The 19,535-nt window shown below is 33.1% G+C and carries 20 protein-coding genes; 11 read left to right on the top strand and 9 right to left on the bottom strand.

Going from position 1 to position 19,535, the window contains the following annotated elements; genetic code table 11:
• Positions 1 to 10: 10 nt before the first annotated feature.
• Positions 11 to 418, bottom strand: coding sequence for a heavy-metal-associated domain-containing protein (locus M4I23_RS03670; RefSeq protein ID WP_158846957.1), 408 nt, complete (start codon positions 416 to 418; stop codon positions 11 to 13).
• Between the two features lie 161 nt (positions 419 to 579).
• Here M4I23_RS03670 and M4I23_RS03665 point away from each other — a divergent pair, with 161 nt between their 5' ends.
• The 5 genes from M4I23_RS03665 to M4I23_RS03645 all read left to right on the top strand — a co-directional run bounded on the left by M4I23_RS03665 (position 580) and on the right by M4I23_RS03645 (position 6,148).
• Positions 580 to 1,032: a DUF4199 domain-containing protein gene (locus M4I23_RS03665; protein WP_158846955.1), complete on the top strand. Its 453-nt coding sequence runs from the start codon at positions 580 to 582 to the stop codon at positions 1,030 to 1,032.
• Between the two features lie 99 nt (positions 1,033 to 1,131).
• Complete coding sequence (gene rplU / locus M4I23_RS03660; RefSeq protein ID WP_249753476.1) at positions 1,132 to 1,767, top strand: 50S ribosomal protein L21; 636 nt, start codon at positions 1,132 to 1,134, stop codon at positions 1,765 to 1,767.
• A gap of 41 nt (positions 1,768 to 1,808) precedes the next feature.
• A complete protein-coding gene (gene rpmA / locus M4I23_RS03655; RefSeq protein WP_158846950.1) occupies positions 1,809 to 2,069 on the top strand; it encodes a 50S ribosomal protein L27 in 261 nt (86 codons plus the stop codon).
• Between the two features lie 216 nt (positions 2,070 to 2,285).
• The gene (locus tag M4I23_RS03650; protein WP_249753475.1) at positions 2,286 to 5,129 is read left to right on the top strand and encodes a TonB-dependent receptor; all 2,844 of its coding nucleotides are present in this window, start codon (positions 2,286 to 2,288) and stop codon (positions 5,127 to 5,129) included.
• 2 nt (positions 5,130 to 5,131) lie between these two features.
• Entirely contained in the window at positions 5,132 to 6,148 is a 1,017-nt protein-coding gene (locus tag M4I23_RS03645; RefSeq protein ID WP_249753474.1) for a phytase, read from the top strand.
• Between the two features lie 57 nt (positions 6,149 to 6,205).
• Here M4I23_RS03645 and M4I23_RS03640 read toward each other — a convergent pair whose 3' ends face one another.
• The gene (locus tag M4I23_RS03640) at positions 6,206 to 6,667 is read right to left on the bottom strand and encodes a DUF1569 domain-containing protein (protein ID WP_249753473.1); all 462 of its coding nucleotides are present in this window, start codon (positions 6,665 to 6,667) and stop codon (positions 6,206 to 6,208) included.
• Between the two features lie 102 nt (positions 6,668 to 6,769).
• On the opposite strand from M4I23_RS03640, the gene M4I23_RS03635 reads away from it, so the two are divergent.
• Together M4I23_RS03635 and M4I23_RS03630 are read left to right on the top strand one after the other, a co-directional pair.
• A complete protein-coding gene (locus tag M4I23_RS03635) occupies positions 6,770 to 7,039 on the top strand; it encodes a hypothetical protein (protein WP_158846942.1) in 270 nt (89 codons plus the stop codon).
• A 489-nt stretch (positions 7,040 to 7,528) separates the two neighbouring features.
• Positions 7,529 to 8,530, top strand: a complete 1,002-nt coding sequence (locus M4I23_RS03630; RefSeq protein ID WP_249753472.1) for an NAD-dependent epimerase/dehydratase family protein — start codon at positions 7,529 to 7,531, stop codon at positions 8,528 to 8,530.
• Here the strand turns inward: M4I23_RS03630 and M4I23_RS03625 are convergent.
• Genes M4I23_RS03625 through M4I23_RS03615 form a run of 3 tightly spaced genes read right to left on the bottom strand, consistent with a single transcriptional unit; the run spans position 8,496 to position 11,218 of the window.
• On the bottom strand, positions 8,496 to 9,146 hold the full coding sequence (locus tag M4I23_RS03625; protein WP_249753471.1) for a DUF4296 domain-containing protein: 651 nt from the start codon (positions 9,144 to 9,146) through the stop codon (positions 8,496 to 8,498). The genes M4I23_RS03630 and M4I23_RS03625 overlap by 35 nt on opposite strands.
• The gene (locus tag M4I23_RS03620) at positions 9,143 to 10,489 is read right to left on the bottom strand and encodes a dihydroorotase (RefSeq protein ID WP_158846936.1); all 1,347 of its coding nucleotides are present in this window, start codon (positions 10,487 to 10,489) and stop codon (positions 9,143 to 9,145) included. Before M4I23_RS03620 ends, M4I23_RS03625 begins: the two co-directional genes overlap by 4 nt.
• A gap of 6 nt (positions 10,490 to 10,495) precedes the next feature.
• On the bottom strand, positions 10,496 to 11,218 hold the full coding sequence (locus M4I23_RS03615; RefSeq protein WP_249753599.1) for a polyprenol monophosphomannose synthase: 723 nt from the start codon (positions 11,216 to 11,218) through the stop codon (positions 10,496 to 10,498).
• A gap of 118 nt (positions 11,219 to 11,336) precedes the next feature.
• Here M4I23_RS03615 and M4I23_RS03610 point away from each other — a divergent pair, with 118 nt between their 5' ends.
• The gene (locus M4I23_RS03610) at positions 11,337 to 11,984 is read left to right on the top strand and encodes a DUF4271 domain-containing protein (RefSeq protein ID WP_158846934.1); all 648 of its coding nucleotides are present in this window, start codon (positions 11,337 to 11,339) and stop codon (positions 11,982 to 11,984) included.
• A gap of 22 nt (positions 11,985 to 12,006) precedes the next feature.
• Positions 12,007 to 12,756, top strand: coding sequence for a uroporphyrinogen-III synthase (locus tag M4I23_RS03605; protein WP_158846932.1), 750 nt, complete (start codon positions 12,007 to 12,009; stop codon positions 12,754 to 12,756).
• Between the two features lie 83 nt (positions 12,757 to 12,839).
• Here the strand turns inward: M4I23_RS03605 and M4I23_RS03600 are convergent, their stop codons facing one another.
• The 3 genes from M4I23_RS03600 to M4I23_RS03590 all read right to left on the bottom strand — a co-directional run bounded on the left by M4I23_RS03600 (position 12,840) and on the right by M4I23_RS03590 (position 15,717).
• Complete coding sequence (locus M4I23_RS03600; RefSeq protein ID WP_249753470.1) at positions 12,840 to 14,450, bottom strand: S41 family peptidase; 1,611 nt, start codon at positions 14,448 to 14,450, stop codon at positions 12,840 to 12,842.
• Positions 14,447 to 14,881 (bottom strand): dCMP deaminase family protein, encoded by a 435-nt coding sequence (locus M4I23_RS03595; RefSeq protein ID WP_249753469.1) that lies wholly within the window; start codon positions 14,879 to 14,881, stop codon positions 14,447 to 14,449. Before M4I23_RS03595 ends, M4I23_RS03600 begins: the two co-directional genes overlap by 4 nt.
• Positions 14,882 to 15,126: 245 nt before the next feature.
• Positions 15,127 to 15,717 carry a HupE/UreJ family protein gene (locus M4I23_RS03590; protein WP_158846926.1) on the bottom strand — a complete coding sequence of 197 codons (591 nt, stop codon included), beginning with the start codon at positions 15,715 to 15,717 and terminating at the stop codon, positions 15,127 to 15,129.
• Between the two features lie 281 nt (positions 15,718 to 15,998).
• Here M4I23_RS03590 and M4I23_RS03585 point away from each other — a divergent pair, with 281 nt between their 5' ends.
• Together M4I23_RS03585 and M4I23_RS03580 are read left to right on the top strand one after the other, a co-directional pair.
• Positions 15,999 to 16,517, top strand: a complete 519-nt coding sequence (locus M4I23_RS03585; RefSeq protein WP_249753468.1) for a hypothetical protein — start codon at positions 15,999 to 16,001, stop codon at positions 16,515 to 16,517.
• 125 nt (positions 16,518 to 16,642) lie between these two features.
• Entirely contained in the window at positions 16,643 to 18,730 is a 2,088-nt protein-coding gene (locus M4I23_RS03580; RefSeq protein WP_158846922.1) for a M13 family metallopeptidase, read from the top strand.
• Between the two features lie 78 nt (positions 18,731 to 18,808).
• On the opposite strand, the gene M4I23_RS03575 is transcribed toward M4I23_RS03580, so the two are convergent.
• Positions 18,809 to 19,516, bottom strand: a complete 708-nt coding sequence (locus tag M4I23_RS03575) for a M48 family metallopeptidase (RefSeq protein WP_249753467.1) — start codon at positions 19,514 to 19,516, stop codon at positions 18,809 to 18,811.
• Between the last annotated feature and the right edge of the window lie 19 nt (positions 19,517 to 19,535).

Genomic DNA, 19,535 nt, shown 5'->3' with positions numbered 1-19,535 from the left:
ATAATAATGATTACTTAACAACTCCTTCTTCTGAAGAAAAAGCATCAACTTTTTTCATATCCTTTACACTATATAAATCTGCAACACTCGTAACAGTTTTAGTAAGTGATTCTGGAGAAACTTTAGCTTCATCATATTCAACCATTGCTAATTTTTTATCAAAATCAACTTTAGAAGATTTTACTCCTTCCATTTTAGCTATCCTTTTCTCAATTGTTGCAGCACATCCTATAGCACACGTCATCCCTTCAATTGTAAATTCAGCTTTAGCATAAGTCGCATTTGGATCTAATTTCGCCACGGCTTCATTAGTATTAGTATGCTCAACGGTTTTCACTTCTGCTTTAGCATCATTTTTACAACTAAATGCAAAAGTTACTACAACTGCAAGCATCAAAATATTCTTTATCATTTTCATAACTAGTTTTTTAAGTTTTTGGAATTACAAAACTACTAAATACTTGTTATCTAGAACATCAAATGTTCAATTTTTATGATTCTTATAACATTGAAAACATAATAATATTATGATAAATCATAAATTTTCACGAAATTGAAAAGAACTAAACTAAAACAACCATGAAAAAAATATCGCTTTCACTTAGATTCGGACTCGTTACAAGCGCCATTTTAATTGCATACTTCTTAGTTTTAGCGCTATTTGATTTACACAAAAACCCGTTATACAGTTTATTCAATTCTATAATTACTGGTTTTGGTATTTATGAAGTTATTCGTTTACGTAAACTTCAAGACATTAATACTTTTAGTTATGCTGAAGGTTTTAAAACTGGAATATTTACTGGTTTTATAGCTACTCTAATTTTTACAGGATTTTTCTTAATTTATTCAACTGAAATAGATAAAGAATATCTACCAGAACTTACCAATTCAATGAATGGAAACTTCAATATTAATGCAGGTTTAATCACATTTATTGTTGCTGTAATGGGGTTAGCTACAACGCTAGTTTCGGTGTTTGTTATCATGCAACGCTTTAAAATAAGCCGAAATATCCTTGAAAATAAATAATAACGTTTGTTAATTAATTAATTAGCAGTATATTTGCACCCGCTTATGGACAAAATAAGCACATTTTATAAACAAATTAATTAATAAAAACGTTACGCTATGTACGCAATTGTAGAGATAGCAGGGCATCAATTTAAAGTTGAAAAAGACCAAAGAGTTTTTGTTAACCGTTTAGCAACAGAAGAAGGTAAGAAAGTTTCTTTCGATAACGTACTTCTACTTGGTGATGGTGACAATGTAACTGTAGGCGCCCCAGCTATAGATGGAGCACAAGTAAGTGCAAAAATCTTAAGACACCTTAAAGGTGACAAAGTTATAGTTTTCAAAAAGAAAAGACGTAAAGGTTACCGTGTTAAAAATGGTCACCGTCAATCTTTAACGGAAATTGTAATTGAAAGTATCGCTGCTTCTGGAGCTAAAAAAGCTGCACCAGTAAAAAAAGCAGAGCCAAAAACCGAAGCTGCACCAGCTGCTAAAAAAGCAACAGGAAAAGCTGATGACTTGAAAAAAGTTGAAGGTATTGGACCAAAAATTGCTGAAACGTTAGCGACTGCAGGCATTATAACTTTTGCTGAATTAGCAAAAACAGATGCCGCTAAAATTTCTGAAATCATCACTGATGTTCGTGGAAACCACGTAACTGATACATGGCCAGCACAAGCTCAATTAGCTGCTGATGGTAAATGGGATGAATTAAAAAAATGGCAAGACGAATTAGATGGTGGTAAAGCTTAATCGCTCAATCACTTAAGTATAACAATATAAAACCTTAGATCATGGCTCATAAAAAAGGAGTTGGTAGTTCGAAGAATGGTAGAGAATCCGAATCAAAACGTTTAGGCGTTAAGATATTTGGAGGACAAGCTGCTATTGCTGGAAATATCATTTTAAGACAACGTGGTAACACGCATCACCCAGGTGAAAACGTATACCAAGGAAAAGATCATACATTACATGCATATGTTGATGGTCTTGTAAAATTTACTAAGAAAAAAGATAATAAATCTTACGTTTCTATCGAGCCTTTCGAAGCTTAGAAATTAACGTTCTTAATAAAAACAAAAACCTTTCTGGAAACAGAAGGGTTTTTTGCGTTGTCCAAAATTAGTGTTTTCTAAACGTTTTTTTAATGTTAACTACAGATTAAAAGACCGATTTTTCTTCCACACAGTTAACGTTAACTTAAAAAATACATAATCCGATTTCATTCTCATTTTTATTATTTCGTCTCGACGAAATAACTAACAATAATCATGAGAAAAAACAATGTAATTTTGATAATAACACTACTACTTTCCCTGACAGGAATATGTCAAGAAGGTAATATTCAAGGTGTTATTACCGATAGCGACGGATTAAAAGTACCTTTTAGTAATATTATAATCGAATCTTTAAAAAAGGGAACAATTTCCGGTGTTGACGGAAACTTTACACTTATTGGTGTTCCTGCAGGTAAACAAACCGTAACAGTAAAATATATTGGTTATGATGATAGTAGCTCAAACATTTTAGTAAAAGCAAACGCAACTTCAACTTTAAACTTCACTATTACTCCAAAAGCATTAGAGCTAGATGGTGTAACGATTACAAGTTATGTAAGTGGTCAAGCAAAAGCGCTTAATGCTCAAAAAAACAAGCAAAACATTACCAATGTAGTCTCTACCGATCAAATTGGGAAATTTCCAGATGCTAATATTGGCGACGCTATAAAACGTATACCAGGTATCACCATGCAAGTAGATCAAGGTGAAGCTAGAAACATAATTATTCGTGGTTTAGCACCACAATTAAACTCTGTAACTTTAAACGGTAGTCGTATCCCTTCCGCCGAAGGCGACAACCGTAATGTACAAATGGATTTAATTCCTGCAGATATGATTCAGCTTATTGAAGTGAGCAAAGCGGTAACACCAGATATGGATGCTGATGCTTTAGGTGGTTCGGTAAACTTGGTAACAAGAACGTCTCCAGAAGGTTTCCGTGTATCAGCAACTGCGGGCTCGGGCGTTAATTACATTTCAAATAAAAAAATACTTAATGGTTCTTTTTTAATAGGAAACAGAAGCGATAACGGAAAATTTGGATGGATGCTTTCTGCATCGGTAAACGATAATGATTTTGGAAGTCATAATTTTGAAGCCGAGTGGGAAGATGAATTTGAATATAATGCGAATGATGACGAAGATAATTTAGAAGAAGTTGTCGTTAACCCTTACGCAAAAACCTTTGAAATTAGAGATTATATTGTACAACGTACACGACGTAGCTTTTCAGCTAATTTAGATTATAAACTAGATAAAAATAACAGTATTTATTTTAAATCCATCTACAACTGGAGAGACGATCGTGAAAACAGGTTTAGATTAGAGCATGAAATTCTAGACGGTGAAGATATTGAGCCAGGTGATTTCACGGTAGACTCAAATAGTAACTTAAGCATGTTTCCGGTAGAAGTAAAACGCCAAACTAAAGGTGGTATTGACAACGACAGAAACCAAAACACCAGACTAGAAGACCAACGTATGCAAAACTATAACATTGGTGGTGCACACTTAGTTAACAAACTACAAATAGACTGGATGGCAGCTTATTCTAAAGCTTCTGAAGAGCGTTTAAACGAGCGCTACCTAGAATACGAGAGCGAATACACCATTAACTACAACAACAACTCTAGACACCCTCTATTTACTCCTGTTAACAATAACGATGCACTTTACAATAGCTTTGAATTTGGTGAATTAACCGAAGAAAACCAATACACGGAGGAAAAAGATTTTAATGTTGTAGCAAATTTCAAATTGCCTTTAAATTTATTTGATGATAATAACGGATCTTTAAAATTTGGTATAAAAACAAGGTTGAAAAATAAAAATAGAGATAACGATTTTATTGAATACAGCCCAGAAGGTTCGAGCTTCGATTTATTAGGTGGTATCCCTACTAAAAATTACAGCAATCCAGATTTTTTAGCAGGCAGTCAATATGCTATTGGATCTTTTGCAACGACCGAGTTTCTAGGACAATTAAATCTTAACGATGCGACTTTGTTTGAAGCTGAAGATTTACCAGAAGAATACCTAACAGCGAACTTTGATGTAGATGAAAATGTGTTTTCTGGCTACGCTATGACGAGCCAACAAGTAACCGAAAAACTAAACGTTCTATTTGGTATTAGATTAGAACACACAAGTATTAACAGTACAGGAAACGAAATTATTTTTGATGAAGATGGTGATTTTGCAGGAAGCAATAGTGTTACAGATAAAAACTCGTACACCAATGTTTTACCTGGTTTACACTTAAAATACGACTTAACAGAACAAACTGTGTTACGTTTTGCTTGGACAAACACATTGGCTAGACCAAACTATATAGACCTTGTTCCTTTTAGAGAGATTAACAATGAAGATGAAGAAATTAAGTTAGGAAACTCAGAACTTGATCCAACAACATCAATGAATTTTGATGTTATGGCAGAACACTATTTCAAATCTGTTGGTATTATTTCTGGAGGTGTTTTCTATAAAGATATTCAAGATTTTATTTATGTTTTTCAATATGAAGATGAAAACGAATACGACGTTTATCAACCCTTTAATGGCGATAAAGCTTCTCTTCTTGGATTTGAATTTGCTTTCCAACGTCAGTTAGATTTCTTACCAAGTTTTGCTAGAAACCTAAGTATTTACTTAAATTACACACATTTATCGTCTAGTGCAGATGGCATTAGAAATGAAGATGGTGAAGAACGTACCGATTTAGATTTACCAAACACGGCGCCAAATATGTTTAACGCATCTTTAGCTTATGCCGATAAAAAGTTTAACGCTAGGCTTTCGGGTAATTATTCAGGAGCTTATGTAGACGAAATTGGTGGTCGTGCTTTTGAAGATCGTTATTACGACAAACAATTTTTCTTAGATTTTAACGCTGGTTATAAATTCAACAAAAATCTAAGTATTTACGCGAGTTTAAATAACATTACAAACCAAGCTTTACGTTATTATCAAGGTGAAAAATCGAGAACTATGCAGTCTGAGTCTTATGGACAGCGCTTAACTTTTGGCTTAAAATACGATCTATTTAAAAGAAACTAAACATGACGAATTACAATAAAATAATAATCATAGGAAGCTTAACATTATTAATAGCATGCGGAACTCAATTTCCAGAAATTGCACCAGATGTTATTACAGAAAACACGTTGCATGATACTGATGATCCTGCTATTTGGGTAAACCCAAACGATGCATCAAAAAGCATAATTTTTGGAACAGATAAAGAAACCAATGGTGCTATTTACGCTTTTGATTTAGACGGGAAAATTATAGAAAATAAAACCATTAGAAACATAAAACGACCGAACAACATCGATTTAGAATATGGTTTTAAACTTAACGATTCTACCCAAACCGATATTATTGCCTTTACGGAAAGAGAAAACAAAACCATCCGTTTGTATTCTGTGCCCGATATGCAACCTCTAGACAACGGCGGTTTTCCTGTTTTTGAAAATGAAACGACACCTGAGTTTGATGCTCCAATGGGTATTGCGCTTTATAAGTCGCCAAAAACGAATGATATATATGCTATTGTTGGTCGTAAAAACGGACCAAAAGAAGGTTATTTACATCAATATTTATTGACTTCAGATAGTTTAGGTGTACACTCAAAACTAGTAAGAACCTTTGGAGCCTTTAGTGGCAAAAAAGAAATAGAAGCGATTGCTGTAGATAATGAAACGGGTATGGTTTATTATTCTGATGAAATGCATGGAATTCGTAAATATCACGCAGAACCATCTAAAGGAGACAAAGAAATTTATGCTTTTGGAGGTGAATATTTTGAGCGAGATATTGAAGGTATTGCTATTGCAAAATACGCCGACAAATCGTTTTTAATTGTATCTAACCAACAAGCGCATACGTTTTGTGTTTTCGATTTAAAAACAAATGCTTTTATTAAAGAACTTAATTTAGGTACTTTGGAAACCGACGGTTGTGATGTTACAACAGTCGCTTTAGGCGATAAATTCCCTAACGGCATTTTTGTTTCTATGAATGATGAAAAGAATTTCTTCTTCCACGATTTAGCGAAATTGAAATTATTAGAATAAAAAACTAACCATTTCTAGTTTTAAAGGTTCTTTGAAAATTTTTCAAAGAACCTTTTTTTATTTATCTAAAATATCACGAATAATTTTTAAATGATGGTTAGTATGTATTTCTATAAAACGAAGTGTTTGTTTTTTATTCAGTACACCAAAAATATGATGATTAAAAAAAGCAGTTTCAGGTAATAATTCAATTTTTTTAAGGTTAGCGTAAGCTTTTTGCAATTGCGCTTCTATATTGGCTTCTAAAATGGTTTCAGGAGGTAAAACGGCTTTGGGAGCTCTAACTTTTCCTCTAGGCAAGAAGCCTAATCTAAATAACACCGATCGTTTAAAATTAAAGCTTGTTTTATAATCTTCTGGATTCGAATTTATAGCTTGCTCAATTACAGCATTAAACACTTTTATGGCGTGATCTAATTGCCAACCTACTGTAGATTTTGAAATTTCAGTATTAATTTCATCTTTAAACGAAATGTTCAGTTTTATTTTAAATAACATTTTTGTTAAAATCACACTCATTTACTATTAATTTAATAATTTTATTGAAAGATATTGAATAAATCATTAACTTTAGAGTATTGTGTTTGCAATTACTTAATGTTTAATTTAATACTTACGCCTATGCTACCGTTTAGATCTGAAATTAGAAATTCTCCGAACCAGCAAGCTATCAAGATTTTTTTGAGCGATGAATCGTTAGACTCAAGAATTAAAAAACATTTAGAACATTTTAATGAGATTGAAACCATTGAAATTATAGAAAGTATCGGGCAAAATAGAGTTAGTGAAAATATTACCGTGGTTTTAAAGGATCATGCCGATATTACTAAAATGAAATCGTCTATAGATTCTAGTTTATGGTGGTATTTTGAAGAAGACCATGTGGATTAATTATTTTTAATCTAGAATAATATTAGAATTTTATGTGATGTTTTCCTGACTTAATATGTCGTTTTTGGATTGAAAGCATAAAGTGAAGCCTGAAAACACCAGACTTATATAAAAAAATTTAAGGTTCCAATGTCATTTCGATAAGAGGAAAAACCACACACTAACTGCGTTTGTTTATATGATGTCTCTCTTTGATTGACCATGACAAATATAAATTCAGTGGTTTATTTATTCGTGTAGCTTTGCCGTTGTTGGACGGTAATTACAGCGATAGCGATTGCAGCGGCATCCTTTTTGGTGCAGCTCTACTCTTTTTACAAAAACTAATTTAACGCATTTAAACATACTTTTTAAAATTTGCTAATACTTGTTGTACCAAAAAGATATAGTGGAAAGCGCGGTTTATTTTGGCCACTAAAAGCCAAAATAAAATTGCCCAAATTATACTAAATCAGCCGCTATAGTTTAAATATTTATTACTTTAGTTGCATGATTTTAGTTACGGGTGGTACAGGTTTAGTTGGAGCACATTTACTGTATAAATTAACTAGCCAAAAGGAAAAGGTTAGAGCTATTTACAGGAGTGAGCACAAGTTACGGTTGGTTAAAAATGTGTTTGCATCTTTAGGCGCTAATTCTGAAACGCTTTTTACCTCTATCGAATGGGTTGAGGCGGATATTTTGAATATCCCTGAGCTGCTTGAAGCTTTTTTTGGTGTTACACATGTATATCATTGTGCGGCATTAGTTTCTTTCGAACCGAATAAATACCATCTTTTACGACGAACAAATATTGATGGAACTGCCAATATTGTTAACTTATGCTTATCTGAAAATATTAAAAAACTATGCTATGTGAGCTCGATTGCCACATTAGGCAGTGAATTAAATAATAAACCTATTAGCGAAGAAACGATTTGGAACCCTGAGGATGATAATAGTGCTTATGCTATTACTAAATATGGTGCTGAAATGGAAGTTTGGCGCGGTACTCAGGAAGGTTTAGATGCTGTTATTGTAAATCCTGGAGTAATTTTAGGTTCTGGTTTTTGGGACAATGGTACTGGTAATTTATTTAAGAAAGCTAAAAAAGGATTTCCGTTTTATACTTCGGGGACTATTGCTCTAGTTACGGTTGATGATGTGGTGCGAGCCATGACTACTTTAATGAATAGCGATATTACTAATGAGCGTTTTGTTTTGGTGGCCGAACATTGGACCTACAAACGCTTTTTAGAAACTTTAGCTACAGCCGTTAATGGAAAACTGCCTAAAAAACTAGCGCCAAGTTGGTTACTAAATATAGGTTGGCAATTAGATTGGTTTAAAACAAAACTTACGGGTATGCGTAGGCAATTAACCAGTAATTTAGTACGCACGCTATCTAGCGATACGCAGTACAATAGCGATAAAATAAAAACAGCTTTAAATTTTGAATTTAAAGCTGTTGATGATGTTATTCGCGAGATCGGACGTCTTTATCTGAAATAGGTTTTACTAATTTCGATTTTATCTTGGAAAGTGTTTCACGATCCACATCTTCTACTTTTTTTAACGCTTCGTCTGTTATAGATTTATTTTCTATTAAGATTTTTTTGAACTTTTTAACTAATAGTGTTGAGTCTAATAAAATTTCTTTTTTCAGACGTGTTTTAATAGAATCGTGAAGTTTTAGGTTAGAAATAGAATCTTTTAAGGTTGTTAACATCTGTAACGAATCTTGCTTCCGTTTTTCTTTAACCACGGCTTCTTCCTTTTCTTCCAAGTCTTTATAAAATATTTTTAAGGCTTCTAAACTATCCTTTACTTTTTGGTAAATCTCGTCGTATTCCTTAATATGAAAAGTATAATACTCATTACTTAAAGCAAATTGAAGGCTATCAATATTATGTTTTTCAAATACGTAGCTTTCTAAATCCACACCATGGCTTTCCATAATACGTTTATTTGCCATATTTGCTGAGCCTACTATTTTGGCATCGATTAAAATATCGACCATGTTTTCCTTAGAAATTAAATTCTTAGGTTTTTTTGGTTCTTTAAATTGATAACAAGCTGTTACCAATAGTATAATGCTTAAATATGTTAGAAATCGCTTTAAAATCATCTATCGAAAGTTAATCGTTTTGCTGCTTTTACGTCGCTAAATTTACCGTTATGGTAAACCATAGATCCGTTTAAAAAGGTGTGTGTTATTCTAGATTTAAATGTAGCGCCTTCAAACGGAGACCAACCACATTTATATAAAATATTGTCTTTTTTTACTGTCCATGGGTTGTTTAAATCTACCAAAACTAAATCGGCAAAATAGCCTTCCTTCACATAACCACGTTTTTCTACTTGAAATAAAATAGCTGGATTATGACACATTTTTTCAACAACCTTTTCAATAGAAATTTTTCCTTTATGATACATTTCTAACATAGCAGGCATAGCATGTTGCACTAATGGCCCACCCGATGGCGCTTTTGTATAAACGTTATTTTTCTCGTCTATAGTATGTGGTGCATGGTCGGTTGCTATAACATCGATACGATCGTCTAGTAAGGCTTCCCAAAGTTGCTCACGATCTTCTTTAGTTTTCACGGCAGGATTCCACTTAATTAGTGTTCCTTTTTTCTCGTAATCTTCATCACTAAACCAAAGGTGATGTACACAAACTTCGGCTGTTATTTTTTTATCTTTTAAAGGTATTTTATTACTAAACAAGCTAGTTTCCTTTCCTGTAGATAGATGAAAAACATGCAATCTTGCTCCTGTTTTCTTTGCTAATTCTATCGCTTTTGATGATGAGATATAGCAAGCTTCCTCACTTCTAATAATAGGATGATATTTTACAGGAATATCATCACCAAATTTATCAACATATTCTTGTAAATTCTTTTTTATTGTAGCTTCATCTTCACAGTGTACCGAAATTACCATATCGGTACTTTTAAAAATATTTTCTAAAACTGCTGGATCGTCTACTAACATATTCCCTGTAGAGGAACCTAAAAACAATTTTAATCCGGCCACCGATTTTGGATCAACCTTTAAAATTTCTTCTAAATTATCGTTAGTTCCACCAAACATAAACGAGTAATTCGCGTATGATGTTTTTGCGGCAATTTCGAATTTTTCTTCTAGTTTTTCTACTGTTGTAGTTTGCGGATTAGTATTAGGCATTTCAATAAACGAAGTAATACCACCAGCTATAGCTGCTCTAGATTCTGTTTCTATATTAGCTTTATGCGTTAAACCTGGCTCTCTAAAATGAACCTGATCATCGATAGCACCAGGTAAAACATACTTACCTTCTGCATCAAGCACATGTACATCTGCTGATTTGGCACTTATTGAATCGTTAATCTCCTTGATATAATTGCCTTCAATTAGTATATCGCCTTTTATTGTTTTTCCATCGGTAACAATATGAGCGTTTTTAATAAGTGTCGTTCTTTGTTTCATATCTTCCTATTTTTTAAATAGACTTTTTAGTTTCATAGTAATCACTCCAAAAATAGCTTCGGAAATAATACCGCCGCTTAATTTAGAAACTCCTTTTGTTCTATCAGTAAAAATCACAGGAACTTCAATAATTTTAAATTCCTTTAAATAAGCTTTAAATTTCATTTCAATTTGAAACGCATACCCTATAAACTTAATAGCATTTAAATCTATAGCTTCTAGCACTTCTCGCTTATAACAAACAAAACCGGCTGTGGTATCATGAATTCTCATTCCAGTAATAACGCTAACATATTTCGATGCGAAATACGACATAAGGACCCGGTTCATAGGCCAGTTTACAACATTAACACCCGTTTTATAGCGAGACCCTATGGATACACCAGCTCCTTCGATCGCACAAGCATTGTATAATTTAATTAAATCTGTTGGATTATGAGAAAAATCGGCATCCATTTCAAAAATATAATCATATTTTCTATCGATAGCCCATTTAAAACCATGAATATAGGCAGTGCCTAATCCCGATTTTTCTTTTCTAACTTCCAAAAATAATCGATTAGGGAATACGTCTTGAAGTTCCTTAACCTTTAAAGCTGTTAAATCCGGAGAGTTATCATCAACAACAAGCACATGATTTGCTTCCGACTGACTTAACGCTGCCTTAATAATAGCCTCTATATTTTCTATTTCGTTATATGTTGGAATAATTACAACGCTATCCTTCATCATTATCCTTTTGAAAGCCTACAATTTTTTAGCAAATGTACATTTTTTAAAATACGGGTTCTTTAAAAATTCCTTAATATTTTAGGTGTTTTATTAATAATTATAATAATTTTAACCTGTGATTAGAGCAATACCATCAAACGAACTATTTACCATCCTATTATTTATAGGCTTGGTGGTAATCGCCATAGCGAAACTCATTGAACCTAAGCGATTTAAAGACTTTGCTTTTGTAGTGATAAACTCCAAATACCTCAATATTTATGCCCGAGATCAGAAATTTTTCGACAAATTTGACGCACTTCTATTTGGAAATCTAATACTATCAGCGTCGGTATTTGGTTGTATTATATATAAGTACTTCTATAGTATCTCAAATATCTCTATTGATTTAATGTTTAAAATAGCCGTCGGAATTTCTGTTTTTATATTAATAAAAGTACTACTAGAACGCCTTTTGGGTAGTGTTTTTTCTATGGACGAGCTCTTTGACCAATATGTTTTTCAAAAAATAAGTTACAAAAATTTTTTAGGCCTTATTTTACTGCCTATAGACGGCTTTTTACTTTATACGCTTTCGCCAACAGCACAGCTAATCTACGGCTTTATCGGGCTACTCCTTTTGGTGAATTTAATAGGGCTAATAACCTCATTTAAAAGACATCAAAATCTAATAAAAAACAACTTGTTTTATTTTATTTTGTATCTTTGCGCACTTGAAATCGCACCTTACTTATTTTTATATAAGGTTTTGGCTTCAAAATAACAGAACAAAACTGATTGCGCTTATGAAAGTGAAAACCATTTTAGTATCTCAACCAGAACCTAAAATAGAAAACTCACCTTACTTCGATTTAGAAGAAAAACAAAAGGTGAAAATAGATTTCCGTCCTTTTATTCATGTTGAAGGGGTTTCTGCAAAAGAGATTAGACATCAAAAAATAGATTTAGGTCAGTATACCGCCATTATATTAACAAGTAGAAACGCTGTAGATCACTTTTTTAGAGTGGCTGAGGAAATGCGATTTAAAGTTCCGGATAGCTTAAAATATTTCTGCCAATCGGAAGCAGTTGCTTATTATTTACAGAAATATGTGGTTTATAGAAAACGTAAGATTTATGTTGGAAAACGTACTTTTTCTGAACTTTCGCCACTTATTAAAAAATATAAAGACGAAAAATTCTTACTACCAACTACAGATAAAGTAAAACCAGAAGTACCAAATACTTTGGATGCTTTAGGTGTAAATTGGAAACAAGCTACGTTTTATAAAACTGTAGTTAGTGATTTAACAGATTTAGCCGATGTACTTTACGATGTTTTAGTATTTTTTAGCCCTTCTGGAATTGAATCATTATTTCAAAATTTTCCAGATTTCAAACAAAACGAGACTCGTATTGCTGTATTTGGAAATACCACAATTAAAGCTGTTGAAGAAAAAGGTTTACGTGTAGATATAGCTGCGCCAACACCAGAAACACCTTCAATGACAATGGCTTTACAGAAATACATTGATAAAGTAAACAAAGGAAAATAAAACCTTTTTTTAAATGATAACAAAAACGCCCGATTTAATTAAAATCGGGCGTTTTTAGTTTTATATATTTTCATTACCTCACACTACTCCTTCTCTTCCACCACATCTCCATCATCACTCAATTTAATAACCTCATCTATCATAATGTCACTCTGATTAAAAATTTCATCAAAAGCACCGTTACCAAACAATTGATCTCCTAAAGTTGCTTTAATAAACTGTTTAATTTCTTGATGGTATGCCACAAAAGTTATAGCAGAATCTGTTCTTACATTTAAATAGTCTTGAAAAGCAAATACCATATCGTCACTAATTTCAAAAGAATCTATAAAATCTCGACGTGATATATCATCATATTTATGACGGTCTTTTTCTAATTCTTCAAAAACAAAATACCCCATAAAACCACGACGTTGTAAAAACGTTAATGTTTCATTTTGCATACCCGTATCAATAGGGACAAAAACATCGGGAATAATACCTCCGCCACCGTAAACCACCTTTCCGCCAGGCGTTGTAAACTTCAAGGAATCTGCAACTTCTATCTTGTCCGAGTCGAGTAATTCTCCACTTTCTAAGCGTTCAAAATAATCATCGTAATAATCCTTATTTCCGTTTTTATATGGACGTTGAATAGATCGCCCTGTTGGTGTATAATATCGAGATACCGTTAGGCGTACAGCACTACCATCACCCAAATCCATTTCGCGTTGCACCAAACCTTTACCGTAAGAGCGCCTTCCAACAATAATTCCCTTGTCATTATCTTGTATAGCACCAGCAACAATTTCACTAGCCGAAGCCGAGTTTTCGTTAATTAGCACGTAAATTTTACCGTCTTCAAAATCACCTTCATCTGTAGCAAAACTTTTATTAATACGTCCGCTTTTATTTTTGGTAAATAACAAGAGCTTTTCATCTTCAAGAAACTCATCTAAAATTTGCTCTGCAATGGTTAAAAAGCCTCCTGGATTATCACGTAAATCCAAAGCGATTTCCGTAGCACCTAAATCTTGTAATTTATCTAAACCTGCTTTAAATTCTTTATAAGTAGATTCCGCGAAGCGATTCACCTTAATATACCCCAATTTATTAGTAAGCATATAAGCCGCATCCACACTTTTAATTGGAATATTATCGCGTCTTACAGTAATATCTAAAAGTTCTGGCTCACCCTTTCTAAAAATCTTAAGTTTCACATTGGTATCAATGCGACCTTTAAGTTTTTTAACCATATCATTTTCTCGCAATTTACTTCCGTAAAGCGAATCACCATCAGCCATCACAATTCTGTCCCCACCTTTAATCCCAGCTTTTTCACTCGGGCCACCTTCTATTGCACGAATAACCGCAATAGAATCTTTATAAGGATAAAAACTAACACCGATACCCACAAAATCACCTTTCATGTTTTCGGTAACACCCTCCATTTCTTCCTTCGGAATATATACCGAATGTGGATCTAAATTCTCTAAAATGCCATTTACCGTAACATCAACAATACTATCTGTATTTATATCATCAACATAATCGTAATCAATATAATCGATTAATCTGTTAAGTTTTTCTTTTTTGGTATTCTTCGTAAAAACACGATCCGACGACCCCGAAAAGCTCAACTTTCCACCAATAAAAATACCGGCAGCTATAGCTATACCTAAAATTAATGGCAAATATTTTTTTTGATATGTCATTCTGCTGTTAAATCAACTATTTGTTCTATTTCAATACCGGCTTTTTCAAGAAATTTCAAGCCCGAATCATCTTTATAAGAGTCATGATAAACCACCTTTACAACGCCAGCCTGATGGATTAATTTACTACATTCCTTACAAGGCGACATGGTAATATATAACGTTGCACCCTTGCATGACTGCGTAGAAGCCGCAACTTTTAGAATGGCATTAGCTTCAGCATGCAAAACATACCATTTGGTGTAACCCTCATCATCTTCACAAAAATTCTCGAAACCCGATGGCGTACCATTATATCCATCAGAAATAATCATTCGGTCCTTTACAATTATTGCACCAACCTGTCGGCGCTTACAATACGATAACTTCCCCCATTCTTTCGCAATACGCAAATAAGCCTTATCGTATTTTTGTTGTTTATTTTTTGGCATCAATTCGTTTTAATTATGGCGTTACCCTCATTTTAAATTTCAAGCATTAATCATGAAACAAAAGGCATATTCGGGTCGGGCTTTCCGCTATATCTTTTTTCTATTAACCTTCCTGCTTAGGCAGTAATTCTAATAAAAAAAAGGATACCGCATCAATCCCTAACGCAAACCCGTTCGTTCAATTAAACGAATATAGTTCGATTGTATTTTAATTACAACACCTGTAAGTTAAAGTTTTACGAAAATTAAGATAAAAAGTCGCTATTCAATATCATCGGAATAACCAAACCAACTACAATAGATGAGATAACCATAACCCAATCGCGCTTAGAAAATCTAAAAATAGTTTGTATTAAATAGCCCAAAAATAATACCACGAAAACAATTATTACTTGAGCCAACTCAATACCCAAAGCAAACTCTAGGAGTAATAGAATCTTATTATCATTACTACCTAAAAGCATTTTAAATTCACGAGCAAAACCCAAACCATGTATTAAACCAAAGAAAAGTGTGGTTAAAAATAAAATACCTATTTTTTCCTTTTGCGCGCCTTTTCCAGCCGTAAACACGTTAAAAAGTGCCGCAACTAATATGGTAATCGGTATTAAAAACTCTACAACCGCTCCATTTACAGTAACAACTCCATAAGCAGCCATAACAAGAGAAAGTGTATGCCCTAAAGTAAACATGGTAACTAATAAAAGTACGCGCTTCCAGTCTCTAAATAAATACGGGATCGTTAAAACAATTAAAAATAAAACATGATCGTAGGCGTTTATATCAAGTACGTGATTGATACCATACTCCACGTTAAACCAAAAATTTTCTAACATATTAATTACAATTTAGGGATTACACCAAAGTAATATTAAAAGGTTATTCCTAAACTTATAAAACTAAAAGCTATGAGGAAATTTAAAACACATTTGGCATTGCTCAAAGATACAATTAATTACAATTATCTTAAAAACACTTTATTTTTTTACAAATCAAGTATTTACGGGTACTACAATAATAAAACACAACAAAATACAGAGCCATTTTCTCCTGTATTTTATCAAACACATTATGGATTAGTATATATTTGTAACCTATTCTTTTTAATTGAATGACCATGAAGTTTAAAATTTTAATCGTATTAAGTATTCTGCTCTTATTTTCGGCTTGTAAAAAAGTACAAGATACCGAGGTAGAAACTCAAACAGAAGAAACCACCTCTCAAGATCTTTCAGAAAAAAACATAGCTAAACTAAAGTATATAGAATACGCTTTAGATGCCAAAACACAAAAGGCTATTCAAGATTGGCAAGAATATTTTCAATTAGAAACCGTAATAAACAACGTAAAAAAAGCCGATTTAACCTTTTTTTACGACAATGATAAAAATATTAAAACACTTTTAAGAGACTTAAAGAAAGACATCCCAAAAGAAGTAAACAGCCCTGCTACTTTGGCCAGGATTTCCGCTTTGGAAACTCATCTTTATAAACTAAAAAGCTTATCAAACTTAGATTCTACAAGTAAAAAAGAACTGCTTTTAACCATAAAGGATTTCTTAAAATCATTCTCGAACCTCAACTTTCAAATGAATCAAAAAATTGAGGCTGATAACATTAACATCATCAAACCTTAACTATACTTTTCACTTTCGTTTTCATTTTTAAACTAATCCACTTCTATAAAGTGGAATTTATATGTATTTTAGCAGTTAAGATTACATCTTAAAACAATAACTTACTATAAATCTAAAAAATGAAAATGAAACCGAATTATTTATCACTACTAAGTGGACTCGCATTTTTATCTGTTGTTGCCTGTAAAACCGATAAAAAAGAAGCTGTAGCCCAAGTTAAATCCATTCCAGGAATCAATGTAGAATTCATGGATACCGAAACAAAACCAAACGACGATTTTTTTAGATACGTTAACGGAAAATGGTTAGACAACAACGAAATTCCATCAGACAGAACACGCTGGGGAAGTTTTGATGAACTTAGACAAAAAACTGATGACGATGCACTTACTATTCTAAAAGCAGCAATCTCAACAGATAAAGATTTAAAGAAAACGGAAGTTATTCCAGGCTCGGATCAAGATAAAGCGGTAAAACTATACCAAACCATAATGGATACTATTGCTAGAGATAAGCAAGGTTTAGAGCCATTAAAACCATACTTAGCAAAAATAGACGCTATAAAAAACATCGAAGATTTACAAAACTATATAATCGAAATGGAATCTAAAAGTGGTTCTGGATTTGTTGGTTTCTACGTGGGTGCTCACCCTAAAGACAGTAACAAAAATGTTGGATATATAGGAGGCGGTAGTTTAGGCTTACCCGATCGTGACTATTATATTAATGACGATGAAAACTCTAGAGAGATTAGAGCAAAATATGTTGCACATATCTCGAAAATGCTTCAATATTTAGGAGAGCCAGAAACAGAAGCTACCTTAGAGGCTAAACATGTTTTAGATTTCGAAACCCGATTAGCCGAATCTAAAATGGACAAAGTAGAGCGTCGCGATGCTCGTAAACGCTACAATCCAAGATCTATAGCAGATTTACAAAAAATGGTGCCAGCTCTAAATTGGGACGCTTACTTTAAAGGTATTGGCGTAAAATCTATCGATACCGTTATTGTGGGAGAAGTAAAATACTTTGACGCCTTACAAACCATTTTAAAAGAGAATAATGTAGCCGATTGGAAAGCCTATTTACGCTGGAATACCTTTAATGACGCTGCTGGACTTTTAAGCACCGAGTTAGATAAAGCAAACTGGGAATTCTACAATAAAGAACTTCGCGGTGCAAAAGCACAAAAACCATTAAACGAGCGCGCTTTAGGAACGGTAAACAATACAGTTGGAGAAGCTTTAGGGAAACTATATGTAGAAAACTATTTTCCACCAGAAGCAAAAGCGAAAGCCGAAAGAATGATTAAAAATGTTATTCTAGCATTTCAAAACAGAATTTCTAACGTATCATGGATGACGGAAGAAACCAAGCAAAAAGCTATTGAAAAACTTTTAGCCTTAAAAGTAAAAATTGCTTACCCTGATCAATGGACAGATTATGCTGAGTTACAAATAGAAGGTCCAGAAGAAAATGGATCTTATTTACAAAACATACTTAATGTTAGAGCTTGGAATCATAAAAAAACTATTGAAGATTTATCTAAACCAGTAGACAAAAGCGAATGGGGCATGGCACCACAAGTAGTGAATGCTTACTTTAACCCACCGTACAACGAGATTGTTTTTCCTGCTGCTATTCTACAACCACCATTTTACAACTTCACAGCCGATGATGCTGTAAATTATGGAGGTATTGGTGCTGTAATTGGTCATGAAATTTCTCACTGCTTCGATGATTCTGGATCACGCTACGATAAAAACGGAAACCTAAATAACTGGTGGACCGATGAAGATTTAAAACAATTTGAAGCTTTAGGTAAAAACTTAGCCGATCAATATAGTGCTATTGAAGTTTTACCCGATGTGCATATTAACGGTGCTTTTACACTTGGTGAAAACATTGGTGATTTAGGTGGTGTAAATGCTGCTTACGATGCCTTACAGATGGATATGGAAGCTAACGGCAGACCAGAAGCAATTGATGGCTTTACACCGGAACAACGCTTTTTTATGAGTTGGGCAACTGTGTGGAGATCTAAAATGAGAGACGATGCTTTAAAAACAAGAATAAAGACAGATCCACATTCTCCTGGTATGAACAGAGCTGTTCAACCTTTACTTAATATCGATACGTTTTACGAAGCGTTTAATATTAAAGCTGGAGACAGCATGTATATTGAACCAGAAAACCGTGTAAAAATCTGGTAACAAAACACATTATCCATAAATTAAAAAAGGCGTATTCTACATGTAGAATACGCCTTTTTTAATTTGTAATAAATGGTGTTATTTTTTAGCTTGAGCTGCTTGCAGAACTTGTTTCTGTCTTAACAATTCTGTTTTACTAAGTTGTACTAGATTAAAATTAGGTGCATCTTTTAAAGTAGCATCCAAAATATCTACGGCAGCATCAATATTTGCTGTTTTATCTTTATTATAAACCGACAACGCATTTAAATACATGAAAGCCGATTTTAATGGCACTTCGTAAGGCGTTTGTGTTTCATAGAAAGCTTTTTTCATTTCAGCTGTAGCATTAGCAATACCAAAATCAATATGTTTTTGAGCCTCCGCAGCCTTATTAGTTTGCATATTAAGCTCAGCCAATTCGTAAGCGACTAAAGGGTTTGGATTTCTTTTAAACATTTCATTAAAATGCTCGATAGCCAAATCTGGTCGTTTTACAGCTTTTAAAGACACTGCTTTTACTTCAACAGCAATATCAGAATCGGTAGACATTTTTACAACACCTATAGTATTTAGAGCTTGCACATACTTACCTTCACTCATATAAATATAAGCCAATGTATCTTGTCGTGACTCCGATGGTACCAAAACATTTAAATGTGTCATAGCATTTATAATACCTTGTACATCGCCTTGAAGTCTCATTTGTTTATAATAAGCTTCATAATGTTTTATTAAATCTGAATTTGTTTGTGCTTGCATTTGAAAACCAAACGCGATAACAAGAACTATTAAAATCTTTTTCATTTATCTATTTTATATTAAA

The organism is Algibacter sp. L4_22, assembly GCF_023473045.1.
Lineage (GTDB): Bacteria > Bacteroidota > Bacteroidia > Flavobacteriales > Flavobacteriaceae > Algibacter.
Note: the sequence above shows the minus strand (reverse complement) of the source record. Positions and strands in the feature narration are given on the sequence as shown.